We start from the raw sequence: 21325 nt of genomic DNA on the forward strand, positions 1-21325 counted from the left end.
AAAGCGTTCTAAATTTGCCAGCTTACATCAAGTTTTATAGTTCGCTCGGCGTGATAGGGGGCATCTTCGTCTGCTGTGGTGCGATGCAGGCGGTTGAAAAGATTTAACACGCCAGCTCTTAGTGTCCAGTTTTCATCCACATACCAACTCATATTCAGGTCTGCGACAAGGCTGCGTTCCAATGCTGCTTCACCGGAGCCAACGTTTTGTTTTGCTAGGTGATAATGGACAGCGGGCGTGAACTCAAAGGATTGCCAGGCATATCGGCCAGACAGACTGAGCTTGCTGGGTGCAATGTCAGCAAGGTGATCGCCTGACTTACTCTTTCCTTGCTGATGTGTGTATCCGAACGTGTAAGACAGAGCCTCATTAACTTCTATATTAGTGGCAACTTCTAAACCCGAAATGCTTGCCTGGTCCAGGTTTTGATAAGTTCTGTCTCCTGACACCAGTTTAACCCTTTCTATATAGTCATCCAGCTGAGTATGAAATAAGTTGACCGTAGTATCTATGTTGTCTTTTGTCAGGCGATAAGTCAGTTCAAGTCCCTTGCTCGTTTCAGGATCAAGTTCCGCATTACCTAGAGTATTTCCTCTTGGCGTAATACCACTGAAGTATAGCTCGGTAAGGGTGGGGAATCGGAATGCGCTCGCATAGCTTAATGACAGGCTATGAGATTGCCACTGCTTACTGATCCCAAGGCTGTGGCTAACATGATTGTCAGATTTGCTGCTACCAAAATTACTCGCATTGAAGTGATCAAAGCGTGCACCGAAGTCGACCCTCCAGCCCTTATCTTCCCATATACCGTTTATAAAGGCCGCTATATTATCTTGTTTTCCATCAAGCAAAATACTGTTAGTTGGGTCGCTGGTGGTGCTCAGATTTGATTCCTGATCTGTAATGGATACGCCACGCCTTGCCGTCCAGTCCAAGCCTGCGCGCAAAGGAAGACCCTGCCAGTCGTATTCGTGATACAGATTAGTACCTAAGGTGTGCGCCTGGTATTGGGTCAAGTTGTGTCGTTTACCAATGCGCGTGACATCACTATCCCAGTTCTGATAGTGGTGAAACACATTGACAAACCACTGCTGTGAGTTCAAAGACAGTTGTGCCAGACTGTGCAGATCTTCTGGGTAAGAGGCTATCTGGCTGTCAGGAAAAGTAACGCTATTTTTTCCAACATCTTTGCTGATTGAAGGAAGCCATGACATGTTAAGTTCGATGCCATTGGTGAGCGTATGCTGATAACGTAAGCTGGAGGAATATTGCTCAAATCCATTGTTTAACTCATCGCCGTTTGGCGCGTAGCTTGTTTCTTTCTTTCTATATGCAAACGCCAGGTTGTAATGCTCTTCACCTGTTACTGCAAGTAAACGGCGGCCATTTCCAGTGTCTTCATAGCCCAGCTCAAGCGTATCTTGCTCTCCCTGAACCGAATTCATGGAAATAACACCTCCTATTGCTTCTGAGCCATATAACATTGCGGCAGGGCCTTTTTGAACACTGGCAAGTTGTAATAAACCGGGATCAATGAATGAGGCCGAATTACCTGCTCGTCGGTCAGTCAGTAAAACAATGCCGTTCACTTCTGTCCTGACACGCCAGCGGCTGAGTCCTCGTATACTATAACTTTGATATAGGCCACCCTGGCCATTCAGTGCAACGCCTGGGACCTGTATTATCCAATCTGCAATAGTGTTGTTAGCACCATGCAAATCTTCCTTGCCAATATGTGTAATGTTAACGTTTGTAAATGACTCTGAGGCAAGTAAATTTTTCCCACCAATTACCTCAATTGTCTCTATAGCGCTGCCTTGCGCCGCGATCGTGGATAATAGTAAACACTGGATCATGTACTGCAAACCCTAAAATTAGTTGTTCTTAATCGTTAAGAACTCATTCATATTTGATGAAATTCTGTTATTGTGACATTTTTAATGTACCTTTAATTGCTAATGAAGTTAAAGCAAATGCGGTGAAATGACATTGTTTGTAACTTTCTGTATTTGTGCTTAACTTTATTGACGTTTTCTGGTGTGAACGGTTCAAAAGTAAACTGATTTATCGGTTTGCTGACATTTAATTAAAACGATAAATAAACTGAAGGGAAAAATATGAAACTCTTACATCCTGTTAGCCTAGCTGTGGCGATAGCGCTGGGCGGTGCCAGTTATTTGACATATCAACATGCGCAACAGACGCCATACGAGCAAAAGGCTGATTATCTGGCTGCAAAAGCTGAAAAAAAAGCTAATTCACCGAAACGTTATGACAAGCCAAAAGAGGCACAAGAGTTTTATATTTCGCAGCGTCTGCCTAAAGGCGTAGAGACAATACCAACTGAAAAGTATTCACAGGCGCTTGAAGATATTAAGAATATGCGCCGTTATTCATTGGCTGACAACAAGATTGTTTTTGATTACGTGCCGCAGCTTAACTCTCCAGATGGGGTACACCGTGAACTAGGGCAGTGGGAAGAGCTTGGTCCGGGCAACATAGGCGGTCGTACCAGAGCCTTGATCATTCACCCTACTGAGCACGATACTATGTACACCGCAGGTGTTGCTGGTGGTGTCTGGAAAACAACAGATGCGGGTAAATCATGGCAACCGTTAAGTGATTTGGCAACAAACTTGGCAGTAACAACGCTGACTTTTGCTCCAAATGATCCTAACACTATCTACGCAGGTACTGGTGAAGGCTTTTTCAATGCTGATGCATTACGCGGCGACGGTATCTTTAAGTCAACGGATGGTGGTGTGAGCTGGACTCAGCTTGAAGCGACTGCTGGCAATGAGCTATTTCACTACACTAATAAAATCGTATTTGGTAAAAACGACCCGTCGACGCTTTATGCGGCCACTCGTGGTGGCGTTCAGCGCTCAAAAGACAACGGCACAAGTTGGGAAACGGTATTTGTAAAAGAGGATGCGGCTGTTGGTTGTACTGATCTGACCGTAGTAGATGGTGGTGATCATGATGTACTCGTCACTGCTTGTGGTTCTTTTGATACAGGTGGTATGCACCGAAGCGCTGATGGTGGTGATACCTGGGCAGCGGTGCTAGAGCTTGAAACTCAAGGTCGTACGACAATCGCTGTGGCACCTTCTGACAACAACATCATGTATGCGTTGCTGGCTAATATTGGTGACCACGGAATGGAAGCAGTCTATAAGTCAGAAGATATGGGTGCCACCTGGAATGCGACCGTCACTCGTGACACGGCAGACGAGTACAGCCGATTGTTACTTAGTAATACGGTTTACGGATTATTCCCTCAGTGCGGATATGGTCCTGAGCCACAGTTCTACAATCAGGGCTGGTATGACAATATCATTGCTGTAGACCCAGTGAATCCCGACGTTGTATGGACGGGTGGTATTGATATGTTCCGCTCAGATGACGGCGGTAAAACCTTCGTACCGACCAGCATCTGGTGGTTTGATATGGACCACGAGCTGTATGCTCACGCAGACCAACATACCATTGTTTTCCACCCGGCGTATGATGGCGTGAACAACACAACCATGTTCGTTGGTAACGACGGTGGTATCCAGAGAACAGACAACGCACTTGATGAGCGTCTAGATCTTCAACAGGTCTGTGGTGCATCAGACGATCCCAAAGGAAAAGTGAACTGGCAAACACTGAATAACGGGTATGCGGTAACGCAATTCTACCATGGTACAGTTATGCCAGATGGTACAGCTTATTTTGGCGGTACACAGGACAATGGTACTTTGCTTGGTGAAGACGGCGGATTTAATGCGTGGCGTGAAATCACAGGTGGTGACGGTGGCTGGACAGCAGTTGATCCAACTAATCCGAACGTTTTATTCAGTGAATATACCAATCTATCCATACAGAAGTCGACTGATGGCGGTGTGACATTTGCTGATTCATTTAATGGTATTACTGGCGATGGCTTCCCGTTTATTACACGTTTCGAAATGGCACCATCTAACCCTCAGGTTCTATGGATAGGCGGTAATCAGCTGTGGCGTACTACTGATCAGGCTGAAAACTGGGTGGCAGGTAGCCCGGTATTAGATAGTTCAGTTTATGCTATCGGGATTGCACCGCAAAACGAAAACATTGTTGCAGCGGGTACTCGAGAAGGTTATATCTACATTAACTATAATGCGGGTGAAGCTGACGACTCAACACCTTGGAATAGCTTCAAAATCGGTGCTGAGGACGTTCGCGCAACTATCAGTGCAATAGCATTTGACCCGACTGATGACAAAGTTGCTTATGCAACAGTATCGACATTTGATCAGGCACATGTTTGGAAAACCACTGATGGTGGTAAGAGCTGGATGTCTATTGATAAAGACATTCCTAATGTCCCTGCAACATCTGTAGCGGTTGACCCTAAGAATGCAAAACGTGTCATTATTGGTACCGACTTAGGTGTGTTTATTTCAACAGATGGTGGCGAAAATTGGTTTGCTGATGGTTCTGGCCTGGCAAATACCAACGTTGCGAAAGTAGCGTTCCATGGTAATGAGGTCTTTGCTTTCACTCATGGACGCAGTGCTTACAAAGTTGCATCAGCCACCGACGAGCATTATGAAATTACGTTGGATGAAGACTCAACAGCGAATGTTTCGTCTGCGTTTGCTGATAGATTCAAGAACGCATTTGCCTCGGTCGAAATTACTGAGCTACCTGAGTCAGGCGATTTGATGCTGGGTGAAGAACTACTGGCTGTTGGTGCTGTGATTGCGCTGGATAAGTTTGATATGGTGACCTACACGCCAGAAACCAACTTTACAGGAGAAGACTCCTTCAAGTTTACCGGCACTGCTGATAAAGCTGAGTCGGCTCAAGAGGTAACCGTTGAGCTTAACGTTGAAGACGTTAATGACATGCCTGTTATCGCAGATCTGGAAGACCTTGAAGTGATGTTAGGTCAGGCTGTTGAAGTTGACTTTAATGGTAAGGTTTCTGATTTGGATAGTGAAAATATAACACTGTCAATCGAGCCGCAGATCCCTGGCCTGAGATTCTCAGAAGGTGTGTTGAGTGGTATTGCGAGCAGCGTCTTCAGCGGCGATGTTAAACTACATGCAACAGATGGTGATCATGAAGTTTCAGCAAGCTTTGCAGTCAATATCTATGATGCATCTCCGGTTATCGAGTCAAATCAGAGCTTTGAAGTGGTTGAGAATACACCAATAGGTACTGTTATCGGTCAACTGGTATTCAGCGACCCAGATGCTGAAGTATCTCCGGTTGAGAAGTTCCACGTTTATGGTGACAGCCTATTTAGTGTTGACGCAGAAGGTAATGTAATTGTCGCAAAAGAGTTGGACTTTGAGTTCCAGGAAGAGGTTTATTTTGGCGTTCAGGCTGAAGACACCCATGGGAACTTGTCTAACCATACAGAAGTGCATGTCACAATCAGAGATCTGCGCGGTAATGATGATGACGACGACGATGGTGATTCAGGTTCATTCGCTTGGTTATCACTTCTAAGTTTACCGTTAGCAATGCTTCGCAGAAGACGCAAGTAATCTAACAGAAGATGAATTTAAGGCGAGTCAGTGTAAACTGACTCGCCTTTTTTGTGCTCAGAACAAGGTATACATTTTTGGACGTTGTGAGCAATTCTCTCGAGTGAAGGTTACTTTTTATAACAAATTGTTGATAGATTGAGCGAACGGCATACAAAGCACTGGATCTTACGAACTAGGCTGATATAACTAGCTATGGATTGAGAAACAGGAATTCGTCATGATGGACAAAACACAACAATTGGATAACAGCGTCATTGCTGAATTACAAAATAAAGACCATTCAGAGCAGCTAAAGCATTTGGACAACCTGAGCTGCACGCATGGCGACATCATTGAGCTTTTAGCACAGTATCTGGCATTGAGTGAGCAAGATGATGATAGCCAGTTTGACGCCTGGTACGATGCATTATGCCCTGATCAATTGACGGTTTTAAAAGCGTTTGAAATTTTCCGGGCCCACTATGAGCAGGCCCATTAGTCATTGGCAAAGTAAAAGGGTACTTAAGGACGTACTGGCTAGCGAATGGATAGGTCGTATTTTGCGACCAGACACTCAATGTATTTGTAACGGATAGACATGGGCTTTTCGTGCTCCATATGGTGACTGAGTGCACGGTTTAAGAGTTTTAATGCGTTAAGCAGTTCTGCTCTGTGTTCAGCCGGGATATGGCTGGCCGTGCGTTCTTCCGTTAATGCATCGACCAGCGCACGGCCTAAGTCAATGTATACGACCTCTTCTACGAGTCCGTTTTGGCTGATAACACCGTACTTGCTGCACAAATACTGCTGCCAGCTTTGTTGAATATGCTCCGGTAAATCTTCATTAAATCGACAATCATGGCTGATTAAGCCTTGTTGAGCACATTTGTTCAGTGTCTGGATGTACTTTTGCTGGAACAATTCATAGGCATGTGATGATTGCTCTACCTGATGTTTAAGTAGCAGATGCCCCCATTGTTCTGCTCCTCGTGGATAATATTCTGTGTGTTCAACACATTCATATAGTCCAAGATAGGAGCTACACTTTATCTGGTTTTCAATGCTGTAACTGGCATTGGGAAAAATACAGGACTCCTGCCAGTGGAGCAACTGATCTTGCGTGATTCTGAGTGTGCTGCACAGCTCTTCGGCACTATAAAAGTGTGTATTAAGATGTTGGGACAGACGCATAAAACGGATACTGGTTGTATGTACAGTGTTTTTATTGTGTCGGAATCAACTTGTTTAGGCAAGTTGTTTTACAAAATTTCCGCTTGCCCCTCGGATCTGACATGTATTTGTGTTAAAACTTAGCGCCAACAAAGAACTGAATGATATCCGTATGCGCAATATAGACACCATAAAACAAGCCAGTTTAATTACAGCTATAAAAACACCTTATGATTTGCATGGTAACATCGATCTTGCCGGGTTCGACTCGCTTGTCGAAACTCAAATAGCGGCTGGCGTCGATGGGATCATTGTAGGTGGTACCACAGGTGAAGGCCAGTTGATGAACTGGGAAGAGCACCTGATGCTCATCGCCCATAGTGTTAATAAATTTTCAGACAGACTGGTGATTGTTGGTAATACTGGCAGTAATAACACCCGTGAGGCTATAAAAGCAACGGAATATGGTTTTGCATCCGGAATGGATGCTGCACTGCAAATCAACCCTTACTATGGGCGTACATCAGACGCTGGGTTGATTGAGCACTTTTCTCGTTTGCTTGCAATCGGGCCTGCATTCATTTACAACGTGCCTGGGCGTACAGGTCAGGATCTGACCCCCGATATCATAGAGCCGCTAGCTAAGCATGTTAATTTTATAGGAATGAAAGAGTGTGCAGGTCATGAACGGATCGCCTATTACGAAGAGAGGGGCATTGCTTGCTGGTCTGGAAACGATGATCAGGCTCACGATAGCCGCCATTTACATCAAGCACATGGAGTGATTTCGGTTACTTCAAATCTTGTGCCTCAGTTATTTCGGTCGCTGATGGATAACAAGAATGATGAGTTGAATGCTCAGTTGCAGCCTCTAATGAATTGGTTGTTCTGCGAACCAAACCCGATAGCGATCAACACGGCTCTGGCGATGACAGGCGCAGCATTACCTGTATTCCGATTGCCTTACGTGCCATTGAATGAGTCACAGCAGAAGCTCGGCGTTGAGCTAATTAACAGCCTGAGCCACGAAGATGTGGTCGGTGGTACTGCGACAGTTATCAACCCTGACGAAGTTAAATTATATTAACCGCTTACTATTGGTGACACTGAACCTGTAAATAGCGTATAATCTGCGGCCCTTCATTATTGGTCGCAGGTTTTTTTGCTATGAATTTTAAGTCTTTCAGTTTTCCCGATGCCTTACTACAGGCGCTTGATGAATTAAATTTCCATACCCTGACACCGATACAGCAAGCTGCTATTCCAGTTGTAAGGCGTGGACACGACGTTCTGGCAACGGCACAAACCGGAACGGGTAAAACCGCAGCGTTTGCATTGCCTGTGATCCACCGTCTGCTGGAGGGAGAATCTCTGGAATCGCCAAGAGCGCTGATCCTGGCTCCAACTCGTGAGTTAGCTGAGCAAATAGCCAATAACTGCGACGCATTTTGTCAATATACCCCTTTAACCGTTCAGGCTGTCTTTGGTGGTGTGAACGTAGATGGTCAAACACAGCGCTTGTCTCAGGGCGTTGATATCCTGGTTGCGACACCGGGCCGCTTGCTCGACTTAATTCGTTTAGGTGCTGTCAGTCTCGCCCAGGTTAAATATCTGGTATTGGATGAAGCAGACCGTATGCTGGATATGGGCTTTATTGCTGATATGCAGAAGGTCATTAACATGGCTAGCGAAGACAGACAGCTGTTGTTGTTCTCCGCGACCTTCCCAACAGCCGTGAAACAGTTCGCAAAGCAAGTGCTTCGAGAGCCAAAACTCGTTCAGGCAGCCAAAGAGAATACGACCGCTGAAACGGTAAGACACGTTGTTTATCCGGTTGAACAAAAACGTAAGCAAGAGTTACTTTCAGAATTAATCGGCAAGAAAAACTGGTTGCAAGTGCTGGTTTTCGTCAATATGAAGGACGATGCGGATCAACTGGTCAAGGAGCTCGAATTGGATGGTATCAGTGCTACTGTATGTCACGGTGACAAGAGTCAGGGAGCGCGTCGTCGTGCATTGCGCGAATTTAAAGAAGGTAAAGTCCGGGTATTAGTGGCAACTGAGGTAGCGGCTCGTGGTATCGACATTGATGGCTTGCCGCGCGTTATTAACTATGACCTACCGTATCTGGCTGAAGACTATGTACACCGTATAGGCCGTACCGGCCGCGCCGGCAATTCGGGTCAGGCTATTTCCTTTGTGGCGCGAGAAGAAGAGCAAACGCTGATCCACATTGAAACCTTGATTGAGCAAAAGATTAAACGCTACTATTTACCAGGATACGAGGTTGCCAACAGAGAAAACCTGATTGAGAATTTGGCCAAGAAACCGTCTCATCAGCGTCGAAAAGCACGTACTAATCGCCCAAGCAACCAGGCCAGTGGCGAAGCACGCGCTAAAAATCGTTCTAAAATTAGTAATGTCCGTCAGAGATTAAAAGGCGCCCAGCTAAAACTACAAAAGTAATTCAGTGTTTGAGATCTGGCCATATGGACCAGATCTCAGCGTTCAGCGATACATGCCTAATTCTGTCCCTTCTTTCTTACATACCGCTTCAATAGCCGGGTGTCTTGATATACCAGCTAAGTAACGTCCCAGATGCTCGAACTGTAGGGGAGGTTTTGCAAGCTCGTCAGCCCAAATGCACAGCATAAATAAATAGCAGTCACAAACAGTAAATTGTTCACCGACCATATAGGTCTTATCTGCAAGGTGTCTGTCCAGTAAAGTGAGCATGTCCTGAACCCGCGATTGCTGAGTCCGAATAATATCATCATACATCAGTGCACTTTGCGTATGTCGCTCCGGATAAAAATAAATCATCAACTCTGCTTGTACTGTTGTTGTGAGATACATCAGCCATTGATAAAACTCAGCTCTGTGCTGTGACTCAGAAGGTATTAGGTTCCCTTCGGGATGTTTTTCACATAAATAGAGGCATATTGCAGCACTCTCAAACAGAACAAACTCGTCGTCTACCAGAGTAGGGATCCTTCCTGTAGGGTTGAGCCGTAAATACTGTGCCGATCTTTGAACATTTTTTTTTCTGTCGACAAGTTCAAGCTGGTAAGGGACCTGGAGGGCTTCTAGAACAAAGTGGGGTGCTAAACTCGCATTGCGTGGATAGTAAAACAGTGTATACATGGTTAGCCTTAAATAGTTTATGTCGTAGGTTGTAAACTCCTTTTCGGCGATTCCTATAGGACTGTAGGACAGCATCGACTATTAAACAAATAGAACCTTGCATATTCGCCAAAAAAAATGCCAGCGGTCGCTGGCATCATTTCGTTAGGGTTGATAATAAATCGGTGAGTTAGGCCCGACAGGTAAGCCAAACCCAAATACCCAGATATAGAAAAGTGCCACCCAGCCGACAAAGAAACACATACTGTAAGGCAGCATGGTTGCGACCAGAGTACCTATTCCCATATCCTTTTTATATTTGGTAGCAACGGCGAGGATCAGGCCAAAATAACTCATCATAGGTGTGATCAGGTTAGTTACTGAGTCACCAATACGGTAAGCGGCCTGAATCGTTTCAGGGGCATAGCCCACCAGCATCAGCATAGGCACAAAAATTGGCGCCGTAACTGCCCACTGAGCCGATGACGATCCCAGGCTCAGGTTAACAACCGCACACATTAAGATAAACAATACAAAGACTTCGGGTCCCGTCAGGTTCAGTGCCTGCAGCATAGCGGCGCCATTGATAGCCAGAATAGTTCCCAGGTTTGTCCATTTAAAGAAGGCGACAAACTGAGCGGCAAAGAATACCAGCACTATATACATGCCCATCGAACTCATGCTCTTACTCATGGCATCAATGACGTCACGATCGTTGCGCATGGTGCCAACAACGCGTCCGTAGACAAAACCAGGAATAGCAAATGTCACAAAGATAAATACAACTATACCCTTAAGGAAAGGAGAGCCTGCGACCGCGCCTGTTTCCGGGTGACGCAGAATACCATTCTCAGGCACTATGGTTAATGCCAGTAGGGCTGACACGACCAATAGAGCAACACCCGCCCACTTCAGACCAGATCTTTCTTTGTCTGTGAGGTGTTCAATATTGTTACTGGATAAATCAATACTGGCTTCGTCCGGATTATATTTCCCAAGGCGTGGCTCTACAATGGCCTCTGTTACCCAGGTACCTACGATGGCAATCAGGAATACAGAAATCATCATGAAGTACCAGTTTGCCTCCGGTCCAACCTGATAGCTAGGGTCGATCATTTGAGCTGCAGGAGTGGTAATACCGGCAAGAAGTGGATCTATAGTACCCAGCAATAAGTTTGCACTGTAACCGCCCGAAACACCTGCAAATGCAGCCGCCAGACCTGCCAATGGGTGGCGTCCCAGGCTATGGAATATCATGGCTGCCAATGGAATTAAAACAACATAACCGAGTTCTGAAGCGGTATTCGAAAGAATCGCAGCAAACACAACCATAAAGGTAACGAGGCGTTTCGATGCGCCCATTACCATGCCTCGCATTGCAGCAGAGAGCATACCTGAGTGTTCTGCAACACTCACACCCAGAAGTGCGACCAGAACGGTCCCAAGTGGCGCAAAGCCGGTAAAGTTAGTAACGAGTCCGGTGACAATACGCTGCAGACCTTCTGCGCTCATCAAGCTGACTACCTCAATCACACCGTCTGGCGCGCGACCTTTTGCTCCTTCTGGGCGAGGGTCTATGGCACTGAGGCCCATCCAGTCGGCAATGCCACTGAAAACGACAATGGCGACACAGAACATCGCAAACAGAGTGATGGGGTGGGGCAGCATATTGCCCAGAAACTCAACCGTTGCTAAAAAGCGGTTAAACAGGCCGCCTTGCTTTTGGTTGGATTGATCAGCTGACGTCTCTACAGCATTCGACATAGCAAATTTCTCGGTTATAAAAAATGCCGTTACTCTACCACCAATCACTCGCTAGGTTTATAGCAAAGCGTTAATTTTGAAAGATTCTGAGACAAAATGAGTAAAATACTCAGCTGTACCTAACAATAAAGGTCAATCTTTGGCCTCGTTAGCCATTTGGTATATAAAGTTGAGCTTATTGATAAAGTCCTCTTTATTCTTCTCGTGCTGGTAATCCATATGATAAGTATTGTGAAAACCAAACCTGAGTAACAAAGCACTGCCTTCGAGATAGATGGTATAGCCATCGGGATCTGAGTAGGCACGGATCCCCTCAAACAGCTTACCGTTCTCCTCTGCTTCACCATGTTGCTGAATGTATTCATATACGGCGAGTATTTGACGACTATCGATTTCATTTTTCATATCTTACTCCTGTCATAGCAATGGGTTTGCAACTTCCTTCGACCAGGGCACCAAACCTAACTGAATTCAACTGGCCCTGGTTCCACTGTAACCTAAGCTGTGGCAGGATCAATGTCTCTGACCGCATTTTAGGAGTTGTTTTGCAGTTACATTTTTTAGGGACTTCATCAGGAAGCCCGAGTCTGAGCAGAAATATGTCAGCAACCGCTGTCAGTTTCGAAAAAAGCAAATCCTGGTTGCTGGTAGACTGTGGAGAAGCGACTCAGCACCAGCTTCTTAAGTCCGATTTATCCCCCTACCACTTAAGTGTGATTTGTATCAGCCACCTGCATGGCGATCATTGTTATGGTTTACCGGGTTTACTCGCGTCTATGGCCATGTCAGGCAGGCAAGCTCCGGTTCATCTTATTGCCCCTCAGGCGGTCATCCAGTTTGTTATGTCGACACTCGCAGTGACTCAAGTGGCTTTGCCCTTTAATCTGTATACGATGGCGATTGAGCAAAATGATCAGTTAATTTGTTTTGAGTTTTGTAAGGTAGAAATCATCACACTGAAACATAGGGTTCCAAGCTACGGGTTTAAAGTCACAGAAACCGATATCCCTCGCAAACTGAGAGTGTCCCAACTTGCGAATGACGGTGTTGAGAGCGGTCCTCATTATAACTTGCTGCAAAAGGGCCAGGATGTCGATTTCGCAGGACGACGACTGCTTGCTGACACTTATGCCTTTCCAAGCTGGCAGCCGCGGGTGGCTATCATTTGTGGCGATAACGAAAAGCCAGCATTATTGTCTCCTTATTGTGCTGATGTTGATATGCTGGTCCATGAGGCAACATTTACTCACTCTGATCTTATGAGGGTTGGCACACATACAGGGCATAGCGATGCGAAACGGGTTGCGCAGTTTGCTCAACAAAAGAATGTTAGCACGTTAATACTGACTCATTTTAGTGTCAGATATCATGGTGAAGGCATGCTGGATGCACTTGAGCAGGAAGCCAGAGCCTATTTTCAGGGTACATTGCATCTGGCTTACGACTCGTTGGTGGTGACTATTCCTAAACGACTACTTTCTGAGTGAACAGAACAGGCCCCAGTCCTGCTCAACCTGACTTACATATTGGTTTGCTGACGTTATAAGCTCGCTCTGATACGCAGGCAATACGTCACAGACAACTTGCTGAAACATCAGTGAGCGACGGTCACCACGCATATGTGCATATGCCAAAGCTCTTGCGCAGGCCTCTGTATACTGACTCAAGCCATTACGCTCTGCGGCACGTTTGCCCAACACAATATGCTCCGGATCAATACCGACACGGGCATGGTGGCGGGAGCGTACTAACCAATGGACTCCTTGCCATAAGGCGTCATCAAGAACCAAGTCAGGCCTGCGCTGCATCTTGCGCTGGCAATTGACCGTCAGATGAGCATGGTTCAGACGGTTCGTTGGGCTCAGTTCAGTGTTATAGTGTAAAGGAGCAGCAAGTCTTTGCTGTTTGACTTCAACGATATGGTATAGCTCCGCTGAGGAGCAACACTTTGGACCGACCAGCAAATAATAACGCTTGAGGTTATTTGAACCCGTCCCAGCATCAATGCGCTCGACGCAATCGATTATCTCATCGTCCACGTAAGGGCGGAAATATTCCACCAGGGTGTTATAAAGATCTTCATGTAGTCGAAAAAATTTCTCGTCATTGTCTTTGAATTTTAGCGGGGTGGCGTTGAGGTCTACTTCTTTGGCCAGGCTGCTTTTTAGATTAAACGCTGCGCCACCGACCAGGCGTTGCAGGCCTTTTTGCCAACGCTTGTGCAAAATATGCTCCTGACTGAACTCGGTCAGGGCGCTTTGATTATTGTTTTCTCCCCGTAACGAGGCTTGGCAAGTGGCCACATAGCTGTCAATGAAAGTGTGCTGGGCCTGATTCACTTGTGCTGAGTCCGCCAGTGGCTTTTGCCTAAGCTTCAAATCATCGCTGTTACTTTGAAGCAAGGCACCTTCTTGCTGGGCAAGTGGTATGCTAACCAAAAATCGTAGCAGATCCCAAACCGCATGACCGATACAGGCATCATCAAAATCGTTGGGTGAGAAAACCAGTGTTTCTCCATGGGAGCCTTCTTCACTCAAAAAGCCAAAATTACTGGCGTGACAATCACCCTGAACATGAGTCAGAGGTAACTCAAAAAGTGGCTGTGGCAATGTAATGACGTCGTTGGCAATGTCCCGATACATTAAGGGCGCGCTGCCTCGGAAAAAGCGGAATGCGCTTGATGCCATTTTAGTGTGTTTAGGCAAAGTCATGCTTGGGTGTGTACCGTCATGGTGGTCAAAATACTGACCAAGTACATCTGCTCTTTCCATTAGTCCTTCCTCTTATGTTTGATGCCTAAATGCTCTTTTGCCAGTTTAACCACATTTGGGTCAACCGGAGGCGGTGTTATATCAACACCCTCACTGAGGGTTTTGACCAGCGTTTTTAATACTTCTACCCGGGTATACCATTTATGTTCCGCCAGTACCAGATGCCAGGGCGCTTGTTGGGTATCGGTCAGGGTAAACATGTCATCTACTGCTTGTTCATATTCATCGCGTTTATTGCGATTTCGAATATCTTCCTCTGTCAGCTTCCAGCGTTTGTAAGGATTGTTTAACCGCTCCTCAAAGCGTTTGAGTTGCTCTTGTGCACTGATATGCAGGAACAGTTTTACGACCTTGACGTTGTCATCGTGGAGCAGGCGTTCAAATTCATTGATTTCCTGATAGGCACGTTGCCACTGCGCTGATGTGGCGAACTCTTCAACACGTTCAACCAGTACTCTGCCGTAATAAGAGCGGTCAAAAATAGTCAGAGTTCCGGCTTTGGGCAACTTGTTATAGAAGCGATAAAGATAGTGTCTGCCTTGTTCTTCTTCTTTTGGTGCACTGATGGGGAAAACCTGATATCCCCGAGGGTCCAGACGCTCGGTGATACGACGGATAGCGCCGCCTTTACCGGCAGCATCCCAGCCTTCAAAGATTATCAAGGCTCTGCGGCCCTGATGATAATAAGCTTGTTGTACATGTAGCAGCTCATTCTGCCAGTACTTGAGTGCCTGACGATAGGCTTTTTTGTCATCCAGCGCGGGATGCTCCAGCGGCGCTTTGACCGTGATCTTGCGATTCAGTAGTACACTTAACTTTGGTTCAATATTCACAGCTGCACCTCGTTGGCAGTTTATACTGTCATGACCGCGATAGGCTGCCAGCTACACAGCTTCTACGCTAGCTCACATAAATGACAGTTTCGTTAAGGTCATTATCCGACATCAGAAAACTTAACCTGTAATCTGCGCTGAAACAACCGGTGTATGGCCCGATACTGACATAGATTTTGCTGTGGAGTATTGATCTGACAAGGGAAATACATTTGACAGGTAATAAAAAAGCAGCCGAATGGCTGCTTTGACAAGTTACTGTGATATACGCTTAACGTGCGTTAGTACTTTCGAAAATTTTGTCGGCTGATGCTGCAACAAAACCCGTGTAGATCTCACCATCTGGCTTGTTGTAGCGTAATGCGAATTCGTAGAAACAGCTAGGGATACTGAATTCGCCATCGCTGAAACCAACGGTATGGTGGTCTGCCAGGGTCGATGATTGCTCTAACAACACCTCAGGAGAACCCTTAATTTCGCCACCGGATGCGTTTAGTTCGAATCCCGCATCTTTCAGAGCTTGGTTTACGGACTCAATCGTCTCGAAGTTGCCCAGGTGGTTAATGCTGACTGTAAAGTGGTTAGCACGGTAGCCCCATGCTGCCATCCAGGCTGCGTACTCAGACTCGGCCAGTAGTTGTTTGTAAGTTTCGTGGCTGACCTGCCAGTGGGTACCTGAGTACAGGAAGTTGTCAGCAGTGACGGCGTTCTCATCAATTTGCTCAACAAGTTTGTTTACAATGGCTTGCAGTTCTTCAGAGCATTTCTCAACCAATAGCTCAGAGATGAATACTTTTGGTTTAGTCGGGTCGCTGTGTTCGAAATGTTTAGCGTATAGTTTTTTAGCCTCGAAATGGTACTCACCGCACTCTGTATAGCCTACCGCTTTGAAATGTGCAGCCAGCTTTTCCAGGCCAATTTTCTCGTGGTTAAAGGTACGTAGTGCAATATGATCGTTGATCACGTCATCTTGCTGTGTAGAACCAAGTAGTTCGTGAACTTTAACAGCAGAAGGAGTAACTTCTAGGTAGTTATTCCATAGTTTTTCAAATAAGCTATCTACATTGTTGTGCATAATGACAATCCTTAAAATGGCGGCCCAGCCGCGTTAAATGTTACGACTAAGCACGACGCAAACGTTTAATTCGGTTGTTACATCAGGCGATGACATGGGTTGCCAATCAGCCTGATGGAAAAATGTGTTTCAGAGTATAAACCCGCTGATCTCTTCGCCGTCACAGACTTGAAGCGCTGCTGCAATATCTGCACTTATTTTGAATGTACGGGAGTCTCCACACCATTTAACTTGGGTATCAAAAGTGGCTCTAAAGTCGGCTAACCGACAGTTAGAGACAGACCAGGTTTCGTTCCCCGCAGTACTAAGTTCAGCTGAGCTGACGATACGTGCACTGCCGCGTTTAGTTTCACGGACCGTTTTTATGTTGGGCAGCCTAGACTCGACGGTTGGACCTGCATCGAACAAATCAACATAGCCACGGTGTTCAAAGCCCTCTTTTTGCAGCAGACGCAGGGCTGGCTTAGTTTTTTCGTGCACCTGGCCGATTACAGCCTGTGCCTTTTTGCTCAGCAAGTTTGCATAGATCGGGTACTTAGGCATAAGTTCACTGATGAACACTTTGTCACCGAGCCCGACCAGGTGATCCGCTTGAGGAAATTCAATACTGAAAAAGTGTTCCTGCAACCATTGCCAAAAGGGCGAATGTCCCTCTTCATCACTGACGCCACGCATTTCGGCAATCACAGTTTCGCTGAAGCGTTCAGCATGCAGCGCCATAAAGTTAAAACGCGTACGAGACAAAAAGCGGCCGGCCAGACCCTGGCGGAATGGCTCTCTCAGGAACAGGGTACAGATCTCAGAAGCACCTGTGTAGTCATTACACATGCTTAGGATATCGACAGTGTTGTATACGTTTAGGGTGCGCGAATGATGAACTGTTTTGCCTAAGTGATAGTGATACAGCGGAGTTTGCATGCCAACCGCGGCTTCAATTGCGGTGGTACCTAATACTTCACCGCTCTTGCTGTCTTCCAGTACAAACAAATAGCCCTCGTCGGTACGCAGGTTGACAGTTTTTTCAAAGCTGTTTTCGGAGCGCGCAATTTTGCTGCTTAGTAAATCATCATCAACAGGCAGGGACGTGAATCCGTGACCAGACTCGATGGCGATGGTTTTTAAAGCCGCAAAGTCTTTTTCTGAAATAGGTCTGAGTACTTGCATAGTTTTAGCAGGGCGCCTTCGCGCCCCTCACCATTAACCGTTCACAACATCCGCTACTGCCAGCTCAAAGCGAGCCAGACCAGCCTGGATATCTTCATCAGGAATAACCAAAGATGGTGTGAATCGAACTACATTCATACCGGCAACCAGTGCCATAAGACCATGCTTGCCACTGGCAACCAGGAAGTCACGGGCGCGACCATTGAACTTGTCGTTCAGAACCGCACCAAGCAGTAGGCCCTTACCACGTACTTCGCTAAATACATTGTACTTTTCGTTGATTGCAGCCAGACCGTCACGGAATAGTCGCTCTTTACGCTTTACGTCTGCCAGTAATTGCTCATCGTTAACAGTATCGAATGCTGCTTCAGCTACTGCACAGGCCAGTGGATTACCGCCGTAAGTTGAGCCATGAGTACCGATTTTTAAGTGTTTAGCAATGTCTTTAGTTGTTAGCATCGCGCCAATTGGGAAACCGCCGCCCAGAGCTTTTGCCGTAGTAAGGATGTCAGGGGTTACGTTCAGGCCCTGGTATGCATACAGGTCACCTGTACGGCCTACACCTGTCTGTACTTCGTCAAAAATTAGCAATGCATTGTGTTTATCACATAATTCGCGTACGCCCTGAATGAATTCCTGAGTGGGTGGAATAATACCGCCTTCACCCTGCAGTGGTTCCATCATGACCGCACAGGTTTTGTCAGAAATTAGTTTGGCAAAGGTCTCAAGGTCATTGTAGTCAACATGGGTTACATCTTGTGGCTTGGGTCCAAAACCATCTGAGTATGCAGCCTGACCACCTACGGTAACCGTGAAAAATGTACGACCGTGGAAGCCTTTGTTGAATGCGATGATTTGCGTTTTTTCTTCAGTATAGTTATCAATTGCCCAGCGACGAGCTAGTTTAAGGGCTGCTTCATTGGCTTCTGCACCTGAATTGGCAAAATAGACTTGCTCACCAAACGTTGCATCTGTTAGTTTTTTCGCCAAGCGAAGAGCTGGCTCATTGGTCATTACGTTAGACAGGTGCCAGATTTTCTCACCTTGCTCTTTTAACGCGTTAACCAAAGCAGGGTGACAGTGGCCAAGACAGTTTACAGCGATACCACCCGCGAAGTCGATGTACTCGTCGCCTTTTTGGTCCCAAACTCGTGAACCTTTACCTTTTACCGGGATCACTTCTGATGGATTGTAGTTTGGCACCATTACTTCGTTAAACAACTCGCGATTCACTTGCATGATAACTTCCTCTTAATAAATCTTTACTTCTCAGGGTCGTACTAGGCAATCATCTGTAACAGACAAATCCGCATTCCCCGCTTTTTTGTCATTATTACGCGTTGTGTTGTCAATTTGCAGTGCAAAAATAAATAAAATGATTAAAATAACCGTCAAAATGACGATTGAAGTTTTCACAATGATCCATTCACAAGACGAACGTTTACTTTCTGAACTGAGGAAAAATGCCCGTGCCAGTATCTCTGAGCTGGCAAGAACGCTTGATATGTCCAGAACAACGGTCCAAAGCCGATTACAAAAACTGGAACACAGTGGGGTTATTCAGGGCTACAGTGTTGAGCTGGGCAGACAATATCAGGCGTCTCAGGTTGCTGCCCATGTATCTATCAAGGTCAGACAAAAACTGACCGCACAAACTAATAATGCACTTAAGCAGATCAATAACATCTCAGCCCTGTACGCCATCAGCGGCGAATACGATATGATTGCGGAGGTGGAAGCACAAAGTCTTGAGCAGCTTAGTCAGCTACTCGATGATATAGGGAACCTTGAGGGAGTTGAACGGACCACGTCTTCGGTGATTTTAGAAACCAAGTTTAAGCGCTAAGGCTCGCGTTAGCTTAACTGGATTCAGGTAGCCACACACTGGTTCCTGTGGATGCGATATGGTTCATATTGCTTTTTAGTACTTTATTACCCACTCGACTCGAGGTTTCCGGGCGCGAGACCAGGTAGCCCTGAACACAGCGTATGCCCATTTGCTTGACCAGTTCAAACTGATCAACCTGTTCGACACCTTCGGCAACGATTTTAAGATCCAGCTGTGCACCCAGCTCGCTGATTGAGTTGAGTATCTTATAATATTTGGGATTGTCTTTGGCTTGAGAAATAAACAGCTTGTCTATTTTAATCACATCTATTGGCAAGTCAGCCAGGGTGCTCAGTGAGCTAAACCCAGTACCGAAGTCATCAATAGCAATAATAACACCCGCTGCACGACAGCGCTCCAGCTGAGCGATGATTTCATTGCTTGCGGTGATAAGCGTTGACTCCGTAATTTCAAGCATCAAAGAGGTAGGGGGCAGGCCAGTCTTTTCTAAAGCAGCCATGACCCAGTCAAAAATAGCGCGGTGTTTGAGCTGAATTCCGGAGACATTAACCGAGATGCGAACTCGTTTCATCCCCGCATTGTGCCAGGCTGACATCTGGCGACAAGACTCCAGTAAAATCCAGTCTCCAAGGTCTAAAATAAGGTTTGACTCTTCGGCAATCGGAATAAATTCGGAGGGGGGTATAAGTCCTTCAATCGGGTGATGCCAGCGAGCCAAGGCTTCAAAGTAATCGATTGAGCAGTCTTCAACGTGTACTATGGGCTGAAAAGACAGATGGAAATTTTGTGACGCAATAGCCAGTCGCAATTCTTCCAGTAAGTAATGATAGCGCCTGATTTTGTTACCCATTTCGGGCGAGTAGACGCGGAATATTCCACGGCCATCTGTTTTTGCGCGATACATAGCAACATCAGACATTTGCAGCAAAGCATTTGGGGTCGCCGCGCTGTCTGGGTATACCGCAATACCGATACTTGCGCTTATCTTTACCAGTTTGTTGCCCAGTACAAAATCGCGCTCAATTTCGCCCAGAATTGTCTGAGCCACTTCAGTGCAAAACCCTGTGTCCTTCAAGTCTGGTATAAAAATAGAAAATTCATCGCCGCCAAGTCGCGACAGGTTTTGGTCAAGCCCATGCACGGCATGCAGTGCCTGCAATTGATATTGACGTACCACCTGACACAAGCGCTCAGCAACCTGAATTAAGATTTCATCACCAAAACTGTGCCCGAACGAATCGTTCACTTGTTTAAATCCGTCCAGGTCGATAAATAACAACCCACATTTACTTTGTTGTTGCTCAGCCATAGCTAATTCGTTGCTAATGTGCTCTATATAAGCATGACGGTCTATCAATTTGGTCAGTTTATCCTGGAAGACATGGCTGTCAGTTTTAATTTTTATACGCTGGATGTTGCTTGCTATCGTGTGAACGGCATGGCTTATTTGGGCCACTGAGCCACCAATTGGGAGTGCTTTGTAGTCTATTTCAAGGTTGCCGATGATGTCCTGCAGGTCACGGTCAATATCTGATAACGCTTTTGCTCGTGTGTGCTGTTGCCTTAATTCGCGCAGTCTTGTCAGAGTGAGCAACAGCATAACCATAATCAATAACAGCAAAACGGGTGAGGAAAGCACACGCGTTAAGACGTGCTTTACAGTCACTGAAGTCGTACTCGTTTGATCTTGTTTTATCAACACATGTGTTTGGTTGTTGACATCCAAAAAGTGCTGGTCGGGAAACAGGAAACCAAACCAAGGTACATGTTGAGCTTGCACGTTTAAGGATTGTGTATGCAATGCCACAGTGGTACGACCGGTTTGAACGTCGACTACATGCTTTGTAAACAGCAGGCTAACAACGATGCCAATCACGACAAAACAGACAATACAGGTTGCTATATTTTTAAAAACACTTTGCATGATTGAGCGTATCCACCTACCTAATAAAATTCGTCCCTGCCAGGAGCAGTAAGTATACTATAAATAAGCCCTAAGTATGACATGTTTTACACCTAATTCAGGGTGATCTTAATCGCAGCTCAGTGCCTCAGTGTATTCTAATTTATTA

Annotated in this window: 17 protein-coding genes; 6 read left to right on the forward strand and 11 right to left on the reverse strand. The window is 46.0% G+C overall.

Annotated elements, in window-relative coordinates; translation table 11 throughout:
* Nucleotides 1-8: 8 nt before the first annotated feature.
* Nucleotides 9-1856, reverse strand: coding sequence for a TonB-dependent receptor (locus ELR70_RS01495; RefSeq protein ID WP_054016686.1), 1848 nt, complete (start codon nucleotides 1854-1856; stop codon nucleotides 9-11).
* 261 nt (nucleotides 1857-2117) lie between these two features.
* On the opposite strand from ELR70_RS01495, the gene ELR70_RS01500 reads away from it, so the two are divergent.
* A complete protein-coding gene (locus tag ELR70_RS01500) occupies nucleotides 2118-5522 on the forward strand; it encodes a rhombosortase-dependent cadherin domain-containing protein (RefSeq protein ID WP_054016685.1) in 3405 nt (1134 codons plus the stop codon).
* 223 nt (nucleotides 5523-5745) lie between these two features.
* Entirely contained in the window at nucleotides 5746-6003 is a 258-nt protein-coding gene (locus ELR70_RS01505; RefSeq protein WP_082353288.1) for a hypothetical protein, read from the forward strand.
* Nucleotides 6004-6041: 38 nt separating this feature from the next.
* On the opposite strand, the gene ELR70_RS01510 is transcribed toward ELR70_RS01505, so the two are convergent.
* Nucleotides 6042-6695: a DUF6058 family natural product biosynthesis protein gene (locus ELR70_RS01510; protein ID WP_054016683.1), complete on the reverse strand. Its 654-nt coding sequence runs from the start codon at nucleotides 6693-6695 to the stop codon at nucleotides 6042-6044.
* Nucleotides 6696-6846: 151 nt separating this feature from the next.
* Between ELR70_RS01510 and dapA the strand changes: the two genes are divergently transcribed.
* Nucleotides 6847-7761: a 4-hydroxy-tetrahydrodipicolinate synthase gene (gene dapA, locus ELR70_RS01515; protein WP_054016682.1), complete on the forward strand. Its 915-nt coding sequence runs from the start codon at nucleotides 6847-6849 to the stop codon at nucleotides 7759-7761.
* Nucleotides 7762-7841: 80 nt separating this feature from the next.
* A complete protein-coding gene (locus tag ELR70_RS01520) occupies nucleotides 7842-9140 on the forward strand; it encodes a DEAD/DEAH box helicase (RefSeq protein WP_054016681.1) in 1299 nt (432 codons plus the stop codon).
* Nucleotides 9141-9182: 42 nt separating this feature from the next.
* Here ELR70_RS01520 and ELR70_RS01525 read toward each other — a convergent pair whose 3' ends face one another.
* The 3 genes from ELR70_RS01525 to ELR70_RS01535 form a co-directional block, all read right to left on the reverse strand.
* A complete protein-coding gene (locus tag ELR70_RS01525) occupies nucleotides 9183-9818 on the reverse strand; it encodes a glutathione S-transferase family protein (protein ID WP_054016741.1) in 636 nt (211 codons plus the stop codon).
* Between the two features lie 144 nt (nucleotides 9819-9962).
* A complete protein-coding gene (locus ELR70_RS01530; protein ID WP_054016680.1) occupies nucleotides 9963-11561 on the reverse strand; it encodes an AbgT family transporter in 1599 nt (532 codons plus the stop codon).
* A gap of 132 nt (nucleotides 11562-11693) precedes the next feature.
* The gene (locus tag ELR70_RS01535) at nucleotides 11694-11966 is read right to left on the reverse strand and encodes a DUF3081 domain-containing protein (protein WP_054016679.1); all 273 of its coding nucleotides are present in this window, start codon (nucleotides 11964-11966) and stop codon (nucleotides 11694-11696) included.
* 140 nt (nucleotides 11967-12106) lie between these two features.
* Here ELR70_RS01535 and ELR70_RS01540 point away from each other — a divergent pair, with 140 nt between their 5' ends.
* The gene (locus tag ELR70_RS01540) at nucleotides 12107-13048 is read left to right on the forward strand and encodes a ribonuclease Z (RefSeq protein WP_200908221.1); all 942 of its coding nucleotides are present in this window, start codon (nucleotides 12107-12109) and stop codon (nucleotides 13046-13048) included.
* Here the strand turns inward: ELR70_RS01540 and ELR70_RS01545 are convergent.
* From ELR70_RS01545 to ELR70_RS01565, 5 genes are all read right to left on the reverse strand, one after another.
* Nucleotides 13034-14332 (reverse strand): DUF2252 family protein, encoded by a 1299-nt coding sequence (locus ELR70_RS01545; RefSeq protein WP_054016677.1) that lies wholly within the window; start codon nucleotides 14330-14332, stop codon nucleotides 13034-13036. The genes ELR70_RS01540 and ELR70_RS01545 overlap by 15 nt on opposite strands.
* A complete protein-coding gene (locus tag ELR70_RS01550) occupies nucleotides 14332-15165 on the reverse strand; it encodes a polyphosphate kinase (RefSeq protein ID WP_054016676.1) in 834 nt (277 codons plus the stop codon). The genes ELR70_RS01545 and ELR70_RS01550 overlap by 1 nt, the downstream gene beginning before the upstream one ends.
* Before the next feature lie 271 nt (nucleotides 15166-15436).
* Complete coding sequence (locus ELR70_RS01555) at nucleotides 15437-16240, reverse strand: DUF1338 domain-containing protein (protein WP_054016675.1); 804 nt, start codon at nucleotides 16238-16240, stop codon at nucleotides 15437-15439.
* A 129-nt stretch (nucleotides 16241-16369) separates the two neighbouring features.
* Complete coding sequence (astA, locus tag ELR70_RS01560) at nucleotides 16370-17404, reverse strand: arginine N-succinyltransferase (RefSeq protein ID WP_054016674.1); 1035 nt, start codon at nucleotides 17402-17404, stop codon at nucleotides 16370-16372.
* A gap of 33 nt (nucleotides 17405-17437) precedes the next feature.
* Nucleotides 17438-18643 carry an aspartate aminotransferase family protein gene (locus tag ELR70_RS01565; RefSeq protein WP_054016673.1) on the reverse strand — a complete coding sequence of 402 codons (1206 nt, stop codon included), beginning with the start codon at nucleotides 18641-18643 and terminating at the stop codon, nucleotides 17438-17440.
* 178 nt (nucleotides 18644-18821) lie between these two features.
* Here ELR70_RS01565 and ELR70_RS01575 point away from each other — a divergent pair, with 178 nt between their 5' ends.
* Nucleotides 18822-19250, forward strand: coding sequence for an Lrp/AsnC family transcriptional regulator (locus ELR70_RS01575; protein WP_054016740.1), 429 nt, complete (start codon nucleotides 18822-18824; stop codon nucleotides 19248-19250).
* 13 nt (nucleotides 19251-19263) lie between these two features.
* Here the strand turns inward: ELR70_RS01575 and ELR70_RS01580 are convergent, their stop codons facing one another.
* Complete coding sequence (locus ELR70_RS01580) at nucleotides 19264-21177, reverse strand: EAL domain-containing protein (RefSeq protein WP_054016672.1); 1914 nt, start codon at nucleotides 21175-21177, stop codon at nucleotides 19264-19266.
* Nucleotides 21178-21325 lie beyond the last annotated feature (148 nt).

The organism is Pseudoalteromonas sp. R3 (genome assembly GCF_004014715.1).
Taxonomy (GTDB): Bacteria; Pseudomonadota; Gammaproteobacteria; order Enterobacterales; family Alteromonadaceae; genus Pseudoalteromonas.

What these genes read in the sequence shown, in the direction of transcription:
- ELR70_RS01545 (WP_054016677.1), bottom strand. Translation starts at nt 14,332, where the DNA reads ATGGAAAGAGCAGATGTACTTGGTCAGTATTTTGACCACCATGACGGT.
- ELR70_RS01555 (WP_054016675.1), bottom strand. Translation starts at nt 16,240, where the DNA reads ATGCACAACAATGTAGATAGCTTATTTGAAAAACTATGGAATAACTAC.
- ELR70_RS01565 (WP_054016673.1), bottom strand. Translation starts at nt 18,643, where the DNA reads ATGCAAGTGAATCGCGAGTTGTTTAACGAAGTAATGGTGCCAAACTAC.
- astA (WP_054016674.1), bottom strand. Translation starts at nt 17,404, where the DNA reads ATGCAAGTACTCAGACCTATTTCAGAAAAAGACTTTGCGGCTTTAAAA.
- ELR70_RS01575 (WP_054016740.1), top strand. Translation starts at nt 18,822, where the DNA reads ATGATCCATTCACAAGACGAACGTTTACTTTCTGAACTGAGGAAAAAT.
- ELR70_RS01520 (WP_054016681.1), top strand. Translation starts at nt 7,842, where the DNA reads ATGAATTTTAAGTCTTTCAGTTTTCCCGATGCCTTACTACAGGCGCTT.
- ELR70_RS01505 (WP_082353288.1), top strand. Translation starts at nt 5,746, where the DNA reads ATGGACAAAACACAACAATTGGATAACAGCGTCATTGCTGAATTACAA.
- ELR70_RS01500 (WP_054016685.1), top strand. Translation starts at nt 2,118, where the DNA reads ATGAAACTCTTACATCCTGTTAGCCTAGCTGTGGCGATAGCGCTGGGC.
- ELR70_RS01535 (WP_054016679.1), bottom strand. Translation starts at nt 11,966, where the DNA reads ATGAAAAATGAAATCGATAGTCGTCAAATACTCGCCGTATATGAATAC.
- ELR70_RS01525 (WP_054016741.1), bottom strand. Translation starts at nt 9,818, where the DNA reads ATGTATACACTGTTTTACTATCCACGCAATGCGAGTTTAGCACCCCAC.
- dapA (WP_054016682.1), top strand. Translation starts at nt 6,847, where the DNA reads ATGCGCAATATAGACACCATAAAACAAGCCAGTTTAATTACAGCTATA.
- ELR70_RS01580 (WP_054016672.1), bottom strand. Translation starts at nt 21,177, where the DNA reads ATGCAAAGTGTTTTTAAAAATATAGCAACCTGTATTGTCTGTTTTGTC.
- ELR70_RS01510 (WP_054016683.1), bottom strand. Translation starts at nt 6,695, where the DNA reads ATGCGTCTGTCCCAACATCTTAATACACACTTTTATAGTGCCGAAGAG.
- ELR70_RS01530 (WP_054016680.1), bottom strand. Translation starts at nt 11,561, where the DNA reads ATGTCGAATGCTGTAGAGACGTCAGCTGATCAATCCAACCAAAAGCAA.
- ELR70_RS01495 (WP_054016686.1), bottom strand. Translation starts at nt 1,856, where the DNA reads ATGATCCAGTGTTTACTATTATCCACGATCGCGGCGCAAGGCAGCGCT.